This window comes from Flavobacterium sp. Root186 (genome assembly GCF_001428525.1).
GTDB lineage: Bacteria > Bacteroidota > Bacteroidia > Flavobacteriales > Flavobacteriaceae > Flavobacterium.
On the sequence record NZ_LMHW01000010.1, the window covers coordinates 182,176 to 196,204 of the forward strand.

General features: G+C 30.1%; 12 protein-coding genes. 10 read left to right on the forward strand and 2 right to left on the reverse strand.

The features are described 5' to 3' along the window. The first annotated feature begins 6 nt into the window (after positions 1-6). Genes ASD98_RS04465 through ASD98_RS04510 form a run of 10 tightly spaced genes read left to right on the forward strand, consistent with a single transcriptional unit; the run spans position 7 to position 11,629 of the window. Positions 7-1,440, forward strand: a complete 1,434-nt coding sequence (locus ASD98_RS04465; protein WP_056200755.1) for an MBOAT family protein — start codon at positions 7-9, stop codon at positions 1,438-1,440. Continuing rightward, positions 1,440-2,321: a hypothetical protein gene (locus ASD98_RS04470; protein WP_056200760.1), complete on the forward strand. Its 882-nt coding sequence runs from the start codon at positions 1,440-1,442 to the stop codon at positions 2,319-2,321. The genes ASD98_RS04465 and ASD98_RS04470 overlap by 1 nt, the downstream gene beginning before the upstream one ends. A gap of 7 nt (positions 2,322-2,328) precedes the next feature. Further along, positions 2,329-3,714 carry a hypothetical protein gene (locus ASD98_RS04475; protein ID WP_056200763.1) on the forward strand — a complete coding sequence of 462 codons (1,386 nt, stop codon included), beginning with the start codon at positions 2,329-2,331 and terminating at the stop codon, positions 3,712-3,714. A gap of 11 nt (positions 3,715-3,725) precedes the next feature. Continuing rightward, positions 3,726-4,376, forward strand: coding sequence for a CatB-related O-acetyltransferase (locus ASD98_RS04480; protein ID WP_056200768.1), 651 nt, complete (start codon positions 3,726-3,728; stop codon positions 4,374-4,376). After that, positions 4,377-5,534: a glycosyltransferase family 4 protein gene (locus tag ASD98_RS04485; protein WP_056200772.1), complete on the forward strand. Its 1,158-nt coding sequence runs from the start codon at positions 4,377-4,379 to the stop codon at positions 5,532-5,534. It begins immediately after the preceding gene. Positions 5,535-5,543: 9 nt separating this feature from the next. Next, positions 5,544-6,644 (forward strand): glycosyltransferase family 4 protein, encoded by a 1,101-nt coding sequence (locus ASD98_RS04490; RefSeq protein ID WP_056200773.1) that lies wholly within the window; start codon positions 5,544-5,546, stop codon positions 6,642-6,644. Then, positions 6,641-7,756 (forward strand): glycosyltransferase, encoded by a 1,116-nt coding sequence (locus tag ASD98_RS04495; protein WP_056200776.1) that lies wholly within the window; start codon positions 6,641-6,643, stop codon positions 7,754-7,756. The genes ASD98_RS04490 and ASD98_RS04495 overlap by 4 nt, the downstream gene beginning before the upstream one ends. Next, complete coding sequence (locus ASD98_RS04500) at positions 7,753-8,829, forward strand: glycosyltransferase (protein WP_056200779.1); 1,077 nt, start codon at positions 7,753-7,755, stop codon at positions 8,827-8,829. Before ASD98_RS04495 ends, ASD98_RS04500 begins: the two co-directional genes overlap by 4 nt. Continuing rightward, the gene (locus ASD98_RS04505) at positions 8,829-10,178 is read left to right on the forward strand and encodes an O-antigen ligase (RefSeq protein WP_056200782.1); all 1,350 of its coding nucleotides are present in this window, start codon (positions 8,829-8,831) and stop codon (positions 10,176-10,178) included. Before ASD98_RS04500 ends, ASD98_RS04505 begins: the two co-directional genes overlap by 1 nt. Positions 10,179-10,234: 56 nt before the next feature. Next, positions 10,235-11,629 (forward strand): sugar transferase, encoded by a 1,395-nt coding sequence (locus ASD98_RS04510; RefSeq protein WP_056200784.1) that lies wholly within the window; start codon positions 10,235-10,237, stop codon positions 11,627-11,629. Between the two features lie 4 nt (positions 11,630-11,633). Here ASD98_RS04510 and ASD98_RS04515 read toward each other — a convergent pair whose 3' ends face one another. Both ASD98_RS04515 and ASD98_RS04520 read right to left on the reverse strand, forming a co-directional pair. After that, positions 11,634-12,773 carry a DUF4105 domain-containing protein gene (locus tag ASD98_RS04515; protein WP_056200787.1) on the reverse strand — a complete coding sequence of 380 codons (1,140 nt, stop codon included), beginning with the start codon at positions 12,771-12,773 and terminating at the stop codon, positions 11,634-11,636. 23 nt (positions 12,774-12,796) lie between these two features. After that, positions 12,797-13,780: a PorV/PorQ family protein gene (locus tag ASD98_RS04520; RefSeq protein ID WP_056203179.1), complete on the reverse strand. Its 984-nt coding sequence runs from the start codon at positions 13,778-13,780 to the stop codon at positions 12,797-12,799. Positions 13,781-14,029: the final 249 nt, after the last annotated feature.

Genomic DNA, 14,029 nt, shown 5'->3' on the forward strand with positions numbered 1-14,029 from the left:
GCACTTATGTTTTTTAATTCTATAGCGTTTGCTATCTTTTTACCAATCGTTTTTTTCCTGTATTGGTTTGTTTTTAATAAAAACAAAAGCACGCAGAATGCTTTATTAATTATTGCCAGCTACTACTTCTATTCTTGTTGGGATTGGAGATTTTTATTTCTTTTAGTTTTTTCAACATTTCTGGATTACTATACAGGAATTCAAATTGAAAAAGGAAAATCAGAGAGAAACCGAAAATTTTGGTTTTGGTTAAGTGTTTTAGTCAATCTGGGGTTTTTAGGAATATTTAAATACTACAACTTTTTTGCAGCCTCATTTTCTGAATTATTAAATAACGTTGGGCTCAAAGCAAGTCCATTATTATTAAATGTAATTTTACCAGTCGGAATTTCATTTTACACCTTCCACGGACTTTCTTATGTCATCGATATTTATTTTAAAAGAATAAAAGCCGAATATAATTTTGTAGATTATTCCTTATTTGTGAGTTATTTTCCGCTCTTAGTTGCCGGACCAATCGAAAGAGCGACACACTTACTCCCAGAAATAAAAGTTAAACGCGAGTTTGATTTAGAAAATGCAAAACAAGGAGTTTATCAAATTATTTGGGGTTTAGTAAAAAAGGTAATTATTGCAGATACTTGTGCAACTTATGCAAATGCTATTTTTGATAATTATACTTCAATGAATTCCTTCTCACTTATTTTAGGAGCTATATATTTTGCTTTTCAAATTTATGGAGACTTTTCAGGATATTCAGATATCGCACTTGGAGTATCCAAATTGTTTGGTTTAGATTTATTGAGAAACTTCAATTATCCATACTTTTCAAGAGATATAGCAGAGTTTTGGCGCCGCTGGCATATTTCACTTTCTTCCTGGTTTAGAGATTATTTATATATTCCGTTAGGAGGAAGTAAAGGCGGATTATGGATGAAAATCAGAAACACATTCATCATTTTTGTTGTGAGTGGTTTTTGGCATGGTGCAAATTGGACATACCTGGCTTGGGGATTCATAAATGCCGTTTATTTCCTTCCGTTGCTTCTTTCAAACAGCAATCGAAATAACATGGACACAATTCAGCTCAAATTTAATTTTGATTCTGTAAAAGTGTTCTTTAGCATACTTTACACATTTGCATTAACCTGTATTGCATGGGTGTTTTTTAGAGCCAAAACGATTACAGATGCTGTTTTGTATTTAAAACGAATTATTACCAGCAAAGATTTTAGTTTTCAGTATTTAGATAACGAACGCTATAGTTACGAATTGCTGCTTATGATTGGAATATTTGTTTTAATCGAATGGAATAATCGCAGTAAAGTAGAACCGCTTTCTGGAAAATGGAGCACATTAAAAACGGCTCTGGCAATTTTAGCTATTATGGCTTTTGGAACTTTTTCAGATTATAAAGAATTTATATATTTCCAATTTTAATGAAGAAGTTTTTAATCTATATCACTAAAATTATTTTAGTAACTGTACTTATAGCATTTCTACTAGACGGACTCTATACGTATATTTTTTTGCATTCTAATAATAGAGGTAAAATTGAAAAAGTTTTTAATTCAAAAGCTCAAAAGTATGATGTTGTTATTTTGGGGTCTTCCAGAGCAAATAATCATTTTGTAGCTCAAATGTTTGAAGAAAAAGGGCTCAAAACATTTAATTATGGAATGAGCGGCGGACATTTATTTGAAGCTTCATTAATGTTAAAGCTAATGATAGAAAGAAAATATGAAATTAAAAATGTTATTCTGGAAGCCGATTTAAATCTTTCAAACGATCATCAGTCCGAAGGAATTTCGGCGAAATTCTTACCCTATATTCATAATTCAGAAACAATTAGAAATCATTTTGTAAACGAACCAGATTTTAATGAATTGTATTATGTCCCATTTTACAGATATATAAAATACGACGGTAAAATAGGTTTTAGAGAAGCTTTTAAAATTTTAAAAAAAGAGCAGACAAACACATTAGATAATTTAGGATATTACCCACTTGTAAAACACAAAAATGGCAATATGAAAAATAATATTGTCAATTTAAAACCATTAACACATAACAAATATTACGAAGAGATTAAAAATATCTGCAAGATTCATAATATCAATTTTATCCCGGTTATGACGCCAATGTGCGAAAATGTTATTGGAATGAATTATTTTGAAAAGGTAAAAAAAGCATATCCTGAAATTTATAATTATGAAAACGTAGTAGTTGAAAATAAATATTTTTCATCTTGCGGACATATGACAGATACTGGAGCAAAAATGTTTACTGCCAGAATTTTAAAAGATTTTTTCAAAAAATAATCTTTCAATGGAGAAAAATAAAATTGTATTACTGTTTCCAGATGGCGTTGGTATTAGAAACTATCTCTACTCTAATGTTTTTGATAATTTAGAAGAAGATATAATCTTGTTTCATAATTTCGATCCAGAAACTATAACGGCAATAAAAGAAAGCACTGCAATTAATGAAGAAATTTTAATTCCTAATTATAAAGAATCAGTTAAAGAGAAGTTTTTAAGAGAATTAATCTGTCTTTCGAGATTATATTATAATAATTCTAAGGTCAATAATCCAAGTTTACTAACTAATTGGAATTGGAAACAAAAAGGATTGTCTAAAAAGATATTTTACAGAACAATTGAAGTATCATCTGTTTTTTTTAAAAAATATTCGAGCATTTTGAAACTGGAAAAAAGCTATCAAAAAGCAATTCGTAAAAATCCATTTTACAATGAAGTAATAAATCTTTTAAAAGACACACAAATCAATCATGTTTTTTGTTCGCATCAAAGAGCTTTAAGTGCAGCTCCTGTTTTTGCGGCAGCGGCAGATTTAGGAATTCAAACAAGCACCGTAATTTATTCATGGGATAATTTACCAAAAGCAAGATTAGCCCTGAGAGCAAACAATTATTTAGTGTGGTCTGATTATATGAAGAATGAATTAAAATTATACTATCCTGAAATACTATCAAAAGATATTTATGTAACCGGAACCCCGCAGTTTGAGTTTTACAATGAAGAAAAAAATATAATAGATAAGAATACTTTCTACAAGAAATACAATTTAGATTTAAATAAAAAAATCATCTGCTTTTCTGGCGACGATACAAAAACTTCCCCTGATGATCCGGAATATCTAAAAGATATTGCCGAAGAAATTATCAAAGCAAATTTACAGAACGAATATCAAATCCTTTTAAGAAGATGTCCAGTCGATTTTTCGGGAAGATTTGACGCAATTATAAAGCAGTATAAAGATTTAATTAAAGAAGCACCGCCTTTATGGTATTTCAGTAAATCAAAAGAATGGAATACAGTTTATCCAACTTTTGAAGATGTTAAATTATTAGTAAGCACGGTATTTTATTCTGATATAGTAGTTAACGTAGGCTCGACGATGGCTTTTGATTTTGGAAAGTTTGACAAACCTTGCGTTTTTATTAATTATGATCAACAAAATCAAGGGGATAAAAACTGGTCAGTAAAAACAATTTACCAATTTCAGCATTTTAGGAGCATGCAAGATACTAATGCTGTAATTTGGCTCAACAGTAAAGAAGAGATTATTGATAAAATTATTCATAAAAAAAATTGGAAATCAATAACACCTCTAAAAAATTGGTATGAAATTGTTGTTGGAAAAGAAAACAATATTGCTTCTAACATTTCAAATGTTATAAAAAACACTTAAAATTAAAGCTGATGATTTTATACATTAGAAAACTACTATGGCGCCTTTTAGGAATTAATTACTATAATTATTTAAAAGGAAAAAATAATATCTATTTAAAAGATGCAAAATGGGCAGTTGTTGGAAATAAAACTTACGATAATGGAGCTTTTGTCTGGAAATGGTATAATGATTCGAGCTTAAAAATTGGTAAATACTGCTCCATAGCAAATGATGTAAATTTCATTTGTGACTCTGGTTTTCACACAGAAAGTGAAGTTACTTCATTTCCTTTGTTTCATGAAATTTTGGAAAAAAATGATGAAGTAATAATTAATGAAATACCTTACAGAGTTAGAGATATAAGTAATAAAATAAAAGCTAAGAAGGCTGATATAGTAGTAGGAAATGATGTTTGGATTGGAATGAATGCCACAATTTTACCAGGTGTAAAAATTGGAAATGGAGTTACAATAATGTCTGGAGCTGTTGTTTCAAGTGATATTCCTGATTATGCAATTGCAGCGGGCGTTCCGGCCAAAATAATTAAATACAAACACAACCCGGAAATTATAGATGCTTTGAATAAAATTAGCTGGTGGGATTGGTCAGATGAAAAGGTAAAACAATCTGTAAATGATTTCTATCTTTCAATAGAGGAGTTTATTAAAAAACATTCATAAATGCATATTTGTTTCCTAACTAACGAATTTCCAAAACAAGGATTTCCACATGGCGGAATTGGTAGTTTTGTTAAAACACTAGCAGCAGCATTAGTGAAAAAGGATATTCAAGTATCTGTTATTGGTATTAATTATACTCCAAACGAGGAAACAGAAGTTGTAGAAGGAGTTAATGTTTATCGACTAAAGAAAAGTACTGTTAAAGGATTTTCATGGTATTTTAACTCAAAAGCTATAACTCAAAAAATTATTGAAATTCATAAACAGAATCCTATACAAATTATAGAATCTTCCGAACTTGGTTTTGCCTTCATATCAAAAATAAAAGACATAAAATATATTATTCGTCTTCATGGAGGACATCATTTTTTTGCCGAAGGCGAAAACAGAAAAATTAATAAATGGAAAGGATTTCAGGAAAAAAGATCTTTTAAGAAAGCCGATGCTTTTATTGCAGTTTCTCAATATGTAAAAAAACATACGGAGAAATATTTGAGTTATAATAATAAGCCAATAGCATACATCAGCAATCCTATTGATACTGATTTTTTTAAACCCATTCATGAAAATGAAATTCAAAACAAAATTGTATTTGCAGGAACAGTTTGTGAGAAAAAAGGAATACGTCAATTAATTCAGGCTTTTCCCTTTGTTAAAAAAGAATTTCCTGATGCCGCGCTTGAAATTTATGGAAGAGATTGGTTTTTCGCAGATGGCACATCATATATAAAAATGTTAAAAGAAAAGGAGCTGCCAAAGTTAGGAGGACTGGTAAAAGATATTCATTTTCAAGGAGTTATTTCTTATTCGAATATCCCAAAAGCATATTCTGAGGCATCAGTATGTGTGTTCCCTTCTCATATGGAAACCCAGGGATTAGTTGCCCCAGAAGCTATGGCAATGGAAAAAGTAGTGGTTTTTACAAAATTAGGACCAGGTCCAGAAGCTATTGAAGATTATAAAACAGGATTATTATGCGATCCACATAGTCCTGAAGATATTGCTGAAAAAATTATTTGGTTTCTTTCGAATGAACAAGAAGCAAAAACAATTGGAAAAAAGGCAAGGGAATTTGTACTTCAAAAATATGCGTTAGAACAGATTTTTAAGCAAAATGTTGATTTCTTCAAATCTATAATCACTCAATACATTAAATAAATTAGGTTTATGAAAACCATTTTAATAGCTCATAATTACAATGAAAATTCATTTGCCGTAATTAGTTTCTCATTAGCTAATTATTTGGCAGATCAAGGTAATAGAGTTGTTTTTATTTCTTATAGACCTTATTTTTCTCAAACTGAAATAATCAAAAAAGAAAAAGGCGAAATAATAATATGTTCATGGCCATCTGAAAACCGGCCAACTTCATTAAAAGATGCTGTTTGGTTTTCCAGATTATATTTTAAATACAAACCAAATGTGGTAATTGGTCATTTTGTTGGAGCTAATATTACTATCGGGATATCAAAATTATTATCATTAAATAAAATCCGAACATTTGCTTATTATCATACCCTAATGGAACAAATTGAGTTAGATAATAAAAAGATGAAATTAAAAAAAGATATTTTATTTCTCAGAAAGAAAGTATTCTATAAACTGTTTTGTGATGTAGTAATTTGTCCTTCAGAATTGGCTAAAACGGATTTTGAAAAAAACTATCATTCTAAAAAAGGATTAGTTGTTTTAAATCCGATGAAAGATAGGTTTTCAAACTCAAAAACTATTAATGGAAATGCAATTGTTGTTTCTTTTTTAGGCAGACTCGCTCACTCAAAGGGAATAATAGAATTAATTGAAGCATTTAAAATTTATCAGAAAGAGAATCAATCTTCGAAGATTATTTTGAATATTGCCGGAAACGGGGGGTTAGAATCAGAAATTAAAGAATTAATCAAAGACGAAAATTCAATCAGATATTTTGGCGCACTAAAATATACTGAGATTGATCAATATCTTCAAAATAGTCACTTCGCAATAATACCATCAAAAATTGATAACCTACCTACAGTTGGATTAGAATCTATGATGAATAATACGCCTTTGTTAATATCAAATACAACGGGATTAACTCACTATCTGGAAGACGGGAAGGAATGTTTTAAATTTGATGCAACTATTGAATCTATAAAATTATTATTTAAAAGAGTCGAAGATGACTTTATTCTCCAACCTAAAATGGCAATTAATTCTAGAAAAACTTACTTAGACAAATTTAGTATTGAAAAATATTGTTTTAATTTTTCTAAAGAAATATTGAAATGAAATTTGCAATTATTACAAATGTCAATCATGTTGAGGATAACGGACAGTTTTTTGGTTACGCACCTTATGTACGTGAAATGAACATTTGGTTTAAATACGTAGATAAAACAATAATAGTTGCTCCATTAATTAAGGCCAATCCAACAGACATCGACATTGCTTATATTCATAACCAAATTGAATTTAGAAAAGTATCTGATTTTAGCTTTATCAGTTTTAAGAATATATTATTCTCAATAGTTAAAATTCCAGTAATTCTTTGGAGCATATTTTGGGCAATGAAAAACGCAGATCATATTCACTTAAGATGCCCAGGAAATATGGGTTTACTAGGCTGTTTTGTCCAGATATTATTTCCCGGAAAAATAAAAACCGTAAAATATGCAGGAAATTGGGATCCCCAAAGTAAACAACCATGGACTTATAAATTGCAAAAACGTATTTTAAATAATACTTTTTTGACTAAAAACATGACGGTTTTAGTTTATGGTGACTGGAATAAACAATCTAAAAATATTAAACCTTTCTTTACAGCGACTTATTCTGAATTGGAGAAAATTCAAATAGAAAAGCCGTCTTTAGATCCTATCATAAAATTTATTTTTGTTGGAAGTTTAGTTTCAGGAAAAAATCCAATGTATGCAGTAAACATAGTTCAAGGATTAGCTAAAAAGGGAAAAAATGTTATTTTGAATTTATATGGTGATGGTGCAGAAGGAAATGTTTTACATCAATACATAACAAATAATAAACTTGACAGCATTATTTTTCTAAATGGTAATCAAACCAAAGAAATCGTAAAAACTGCATATCAGGAAAGTCACTTTGTGATTCTGCCTTCTAAAAGTGAAGGATGGCCCAAAGCTATTGCAGAAGGAATGTTTTGGGGCTGCGTTCCCGCGGCTACAAAAGTTTCATGTGTTCCTTATATGTTGGATTATGGAAAAAGAGGAATTATGCTCGAAATGGATTTAGAGAAAGATGTAAGTCAAATTAATAAGGTTTTAAACGAAAATAATTTCTTAGAACTGAGTAAAAATGCTGCTGATTGGTCTCAATATTATACAACAGAAATTTTTGAACTTGAAATTAAAAAGCTGTTACAAAAATGAGAATAGTACAATTAATAGATTCTTTAGAATCTGGAGGGGCAGAGCGAATGGCTGTTAATTATGCAAATGCACTTTCAAAAGAAATAACTTTTTCCGGCTTAATTGCAACAAGAAAAGAAGGAGAGCTAATTCATCAAATAAATGAAAATGTTTCCTATTTATTTTTAAACAAGAAGAAAAAAATAGACCTTAAAGCTATCTTTAAATTAAGAAGATATATACTTGATAATAAAGTTACGATTATTCATGCTCATAGCTCTTCTTTTTTTACGGCTGTTTTAGTCAAACTAACTTTTGTTAAAATTAAAATTGTATGGCATGATCATTATGGAAGCCGGGTTAATGAAACGTGGAAACAAAATAAGGTTTTAATTTTTTTATCTGTTTTTTTTTCATCCATTTTTGTAGTTAATTATCAATTAAGAAACTGGAGTCAGAAAACAATGCTATGTAAAAAAGTAGTTTTTATTCCTAATTTTACTATTGAAGAAAAGAATGATAATCAAATTACAAGTTTGAAAGGCATAGAAGGAAAACGAATTGTTGTTTTGGCAAATTTGAAAAATCCTAAAAACCATATCTTAATTTTGAAAACTTTTTTGGATTTAAAATTACAAGACTCAGATTGGACACTCCATTTAATAGGAAGAGATTACTTAGATGAATATTCAAATTCATTAAAAAGTTTTATAAAATATAATGCATTAGAAAAGCATATACATTTGTATGGAGAAAGAAAAGATGTTAAAAATATTTTATCGCAAGCAGACATAGGAGTTTTAGCTTCTACAGAAGAAGGCTTTCCTGTTGCATTATTAGAATACGCTATGAGCAATTTGGGAGTTGTTTCTACCAATGTTGGTTTTTGTTCGCAAATTATTCAACATGAAGTCACAGGGTTAGTGTTTAGTCCTTTTAATGATTTTGAGTTGAAAGTTCAATTAGAAAAAATGATAAAAGAAGAACAGTTTAGGAAGACAACGGCAGATAATTTTAGAATATCAGTTATGAAGAATTATTCAGAAAAAGTTGTAATCGAAAAATTAATGTCTGAATATAAAAAAATAAATTAATGAAAAAACTATCCTTCTCTTACAGTTTTCTAATTTTAATTCATGCTGTAATTGCATTGGCAGTTTTTGCAATTCCTTTTTTGTCAAAAATTTATGCACTTTTAATTCCTATTGTAGGACTTTATATTGTTAGCCGTAATAAGAACAAAAACAATGAAGTGCTTTTTGTCGCGGCGTATTTGGTTGGGGCAGAGGTTTTCTTGCGAATGACAGGTGGTAATTTAAATAATGAATACATAAAACTTTGCGTAATTATTTTTATGTTTTTAGGCATGATTTATAGCAACTTTTCTATAAATGCCTTAATATATGTTCTTTTTATTGTTTTTTTAATACCTGGTATTTTCATAGCACTTGCTGAAGCTGATTTAGATACAGATATTAAAAAGGCCCTAGTTTTTAATTTGTCGGGACCATTTTGTCTGGCAATTTCTTCTATATATATGTATAAAAGAAGAATCCTGTTTTCAGATTTACAGAATATTTTGACTACCATGGGAATGCCAATAATTACAACTGTAGTTTATCTTTTCTTATATAATCCCAGCGTAAAAGATGTAGTAACGGGAACAAGTTCCAATTTTGAAACTTCAGGAGGATTTGGGCCTAATCAGGTTTCGACTATACTAGGTTTAGGAATGTTTATCTTTTTTACACAATTGATATTGTTTTCAAAATCAAAAAGAATTGTTTTATTGAATATTTTAATATTAATTTTCATTAGTTATAGAGGGATAGTAACTTTTTCCAGAGGAGGTGTTATTACGGGTGCAGCCATGATTGGTCTTTCACTTCTTTTTTTGTATTACTTTTCAAACGGAAAAGCAAAAAAGAAGTTTATCTTAATCTTTATTTTGATTGGGTCAATGGGAGTTGGAACCTGGGCATATAGTTCATTACAGACAAGAGGTCTTATCGAAAAACGGTATGCGAATCAGGATGCAAAAGGACGTGTGAAAAAAGATAGATTAGGAGGAAGAGAAGCTATTATGGATGCTGATTTTAAACTTTTTTTAGATAATCCAATTTTAGGTGTTGGTGCCGGAATTGGAAAAAAATTGCGTGAAGAATCATTAGGACAGGCAGTTGCTTCACACAATGAAATATCCCGAATGCTTAGCGAGCATGGTATATTTGGCATTTTTGGACTTTTATTGCTTTTTATACCTCCTTTTATACTTTATATTAATAATCGCCAGCATTTATATTTTTTATCCTTTTTTGTTTTTTGGCTTTTAACAATAAATCATGCAGCAATGCGTATCGCAGCCCCAGCTTTTGTATACGCAATGATGCTGCTTTCCGTTCACATAAAAATTCCTGAAAAAACAAGTAATAACCTAAAATAAATTTCGTTTTTTATAATACATTTGCTCCAAGTTTAAGCCCCTAAACCTACCATAATATGCGTTCAACTAATAAAATGCATTTTGAAATTTCAGAACGAAAAGTTTTGCTTTTTGCTTTTGATGCTATTTTCGTTTTGTCTGCATTGTATTTTTTAAGTTTCTTTTTTGATTATCATTATTTTGCTTTAGAAATTGAAATTATTTACAGACCCATTATACTTGTTGGTTATTTGTTCATTTTTGGGACAATTTTCGAAATGTATAATTTGCAGATTGCAAGTAATCAGTTTCAAATACTTAAAAGTGTTGTTCTTTCAGTTTCCACTACTGTTCTGGTATACCTGCTTACACCTGTTTTATCTCCGGAACTTCCAAAACAGCGATTGATAATATTGATTTTTTATTTAACAATATTACTAGTTGTGTTATTATGGCGTTTCTTTTATGCATTATTTCTGGCATCTCATCGTTTTTCACAAAATGTAGTTTTAATATGTGATCAGGATCAGGTGGAGGAATTAGTCTTAGGATTAGAAAACGTTGACCCGCATTATAAAATTATTGGATTTGTTAATTCTGATTCTATTTCTGAAGAAAATGTAGAATTTCACTATGTAAAAGAAATTGATAAAAGTGAATTAGAAGATTTTGTAATAAAAAACAGCGTTTCTGAAATTGTAATTGCCTCCCAAAAAACAGATGGAATCACGGCAGATTTATACCAGCAATTACTTCATTTATTAGAATCTGGAAATGTTATTAGGGAATATACACAGGTTTATGAAAGCAAAACACAGCGTATTCCCGTACATTATATAGCTCGGGATTTTTATCGTTTCTTTCCTTTCAGCCGTAGTAATAACAATAAATTGTATTTATTTTTAATACGTTTCTTAGAACTGTTGTTCTCTTTTACTGGCTTAATAATCTGCACGGTTTTCATTCCTTTTATTTTTATCGCAAATCTTCTCGGAAACAAAGGCAGTCTTTTTTATACACAAGATCGCGTTGGTAAGAACGGGAATGTTTTTAAAATTTATAAATTCAGAACCATGATTGAAGCTTCTGAAACAAATGGTGCTGTTTTTGCCGTTTTTAATGATAAAAGAATTACACCCTTTGGCAAATTCATGCGCAAATCCAGAATAGACGAATTACCGCAATTCTTCAATGTTTTAAAAGGAGATATGGCTGTAATAGGGCCTAGACCTGAAAGACCATTTTTTGTAGAGGAAATCGCCAGAGTAATGCCTTTTTATGAAACCCGCCATGTAATAAAGCCAGGACTTACCGGCTGGGCACAAGTAAATTACTCCTATGGAGAATCGATTGATGAGAGCTTAATAAAACTTCAATACGATCTATATTATATCAAGCATAGAAGCGTTTTTCTTGATTTGAGTATTACTTTTAAAACAATTACGACTGTTTTATTTTACAGAGGCCAATAAAGTATTAGATTATTATCGGGATGCGTTTTACGTTTCGTATCACAACTCTTACCAGAACAAAACCATTTGTAATGATCATTGGCAGTACAATTAACAAATGTGCCTTATTGATCATAAATAGGCTGTAAACAATTAGGAAAATTAAATGTAAAACAGCAAATCTATAAGTCCATCTTTTATTATTTGCAATCGAAAAGAAAATCAAAAGCAATAAGAACGGACTAAACAATAACACATTATAATTCATCGCCAGTTCTTGGTGAAAAGAATAAAATCCAACCGAAACAAAAAAGATTCCCATTAACGATAAAACCAAAAGATAGATTTTATCTACAATTTTATTGTGTACAACAACCACAAATCCTAAAATAAACAAATAAGTATAGATGTTGTTCCACCATGACGTTGGAGTTTCTTTTTCAAAACTTAAAAGTGTTTTAGTCTTTCCTGCTAAAAGATGGCCTTGAAAAGTGGTTTCATCTAAACTGTTTTTTAATTCAAAAGGCAGAAAAATTCTAGTCGCTAATTGATCAACTTTAGTTCCAAAAATAATACTTGTCCCCAATTGATCATAAAAATGACCTTTAAAATAAGGAAACAAAACAGAGCGGTATGTTTTATCAGTATCTTTCTTTTTTACAATTACATTTCCACCCAACGCTGAATTAATGACATCAACAACCATCGATGTACAGTTCTTGTCAATAAATTTATAAGTATAGTAGCGTTCGTTAGATAGTAAAACAGCGTTTAGTCTGTCAAAAAGTTTCTGTTTTAATTCTGGAGAAAGAAGTAATTCCTGCTCAAAAACACTTCTTTTTTCATAAGTATAATCATTTAAGAAATCTGCAAATGAATGAGCAACTACAAAATACTGCAAGTCACCTTTAGTAAATTTGGCAACAAAATTGGGTGTTCTAAAATCAAAAGCACCGTAATTGTAAACTACATCAAGATTGTTTATCGGGTCTGCCACGCGAATAGCAGTGTGTCCAAAATAAGAATACGTTTCGTTTCCTAACCCGCAGGTAATCAAGCTTATTCTAGAATATTTTGATAATGGTATATTTTGGCCAAAGCCAATAGTAAAACTTAGTAATAATAGTAAACTAAAAAGTGTTTTTTGTAAAAGGACTTTTTTCATAATTTAAAATTTTAAGAAGTTTATTATCTAAAAATACCAAGATCAACTTTTATAGAGAAAATATTAGAATACAAAGCTGCACTTTGATTTCCTAAATCAGTTAAAGCATAATCAATCTGAATGCCTTTGTATTTAAAACCGAGACCAATATTAGGCTGAAAACTTAGTTTTTCAGTATTATCCAATTGCATCACATTCTGAAAATTTCCCGCTCCGGCTCTTAAAAAAACAATATCTGTATAACCAAATTCAAAACCAAGTGCCGGATCGATACTCACAACTTTAGACGAAATAATATCATTTGTCTGCTCAAAACGCATATTCAAATTTCCAGCTGCCAAAAGACTGTAATCGTCATGAAATTCGAATTTTTTAGAAACTCCTAATTGTGCCTTTGGTAAAGTGATTTCGGTACTTTCAGGTAATTCATTATTTTCTCCCGGAATAGCATTTGCGATTTTTTCGTATTCTTCCTCATCAATATTCCAAACATTGTAAGTTGTTGTAATATCGCGCAACATCAATCCGAATTTCCAGTCATTATGTTCAAATTGAAGTCCAACATCAAAACCAAAGCCCCATGAATTGGCAAATTTTCCAATAACTCTTCGGATGATTTTTGCATTTACACCATATTGAAATCCTTCAACAGGAAGTTTTCTGGCGTATGAAAAAGTAAAACCATAATCGGCAGTAGAAAACAAACGAATTCTGTTATAATCAATATTACCCTGACTGTCGATTAATTGAGTCGTGTCCATAATGTCATCAACACCGAAACGAATCATCGAAATTCCCCAGGCACTTCGATCATCAATAGGACTTGCATACCCAATAAAGTCGTATTGCGCAATATTGGCAAAATAACTGGCGTGCATTAACGAAATTTGATGATCTTCCAGATGTGTTAAACCAGCCGGATTCCAGTAAACAGCATTTACGTCATTAGTCGAAGCTGTAACAGCACTCGACATTCCCAACGCTGCTGCATCAACACCAATATTCATAAACTCATTCGAATATTTTCGAACGGTTTGTGCATATTGCGAAGTAAAACTCCAAAATAATAAAAACGCAGAAAGTTTTTTCAAAAGCTGTTTTTTTGCAGACTGACGTCTGTTTTTAATTTTCATCAAAAATATAATATTTTACCCATCTAATTTCTTCCTTTTTAGAAATATTGCGAAAGTTAGAATTTCAAATAAAAAACAATTGCGAAAACACGTTTTTCATGTGCATATTATGCTAAATTTGTT

Coding starts and splice junctions, on each gene's coding strand:
- ASD98_RS04495 (WP_056200776.1), top strand. CDS start 6,641: ATGAAATTTGCAATTATTACAAATGTCAATCATGTTGAGGATAACGGA.
- ASD98_RS04490 (WP_056200773.1), top strand. CDS start 5,544: ATGAAAACCATTTTAATAGCTCATAATTACAATGAAAATTCATTTGCC.
- ASD98_RS04505 (WP_056200782.1), top strand. CDS start 8,829: ATGAAAAAACTATCCTTCTCTTACAGTTTTCTAATTTTAATTCATGCT.
- ASD98_RS04515 (WP_056200787.1), bottom strand. CDS start 12,773: ATGAAAAAAGTCCTTTTACAAAAAACACTTTTTAGTTTACTATTATTA.
- ASD98_RS04480 (WP_056200768.1), top strand. CDS start 3,726: ATGATTTTATACATTAGAAAACTACTATGGCGCCTTTTAGGAATTAAT.
- ASD98_RS04485 (WP_056200772.1), top strand. CDS start 4,377: ATGCATATTTGTTTCCTAACTAACGAATTTCCAAAACAAGGATTTCCA.
- ASD98_RS04470 (WP_056200760.1), top strand. CDS start 1,440: ATGAAGAAGTTTTTAATCTATATCACTAAAATTATTTTAGTAACTGTA.
- ASD98_RS04465 (WP_056200755.1), top strand. CDS start 7: ATGTTTTTTAATTCTATAGCGTTTGCTATCTTTTTACCAATCGTTTTT.
- ASD98_RS04475 (WP_056200763.1), top strand. CDS start 2,329: ATGGAGAAAAATAAAATTGTATTACTGTTTCCAGATGGCGTTGGTATT.
- ASD98_RS04520 (WP_056203179.1), bottom strand. CDS start 13,780: ATGAATATTGGTGTTGATGCAGCAGCGTTGGGAATGTCGAGTGCTGTT.
- ASD98_RS04500 (WP_056200779.1), top strand. CDS start 7,753: ATGAGAATAGTACAATTAATAGATTCTTTAGAATCTGGAGGGGCAGAG.
- ASD98_RS04510 (WP_056200784.1), top strand. CDS start 10,235: ATGCGTTCAACTAATAAAATGCATTTTGAAATTTCAGAACGAAAAGTT.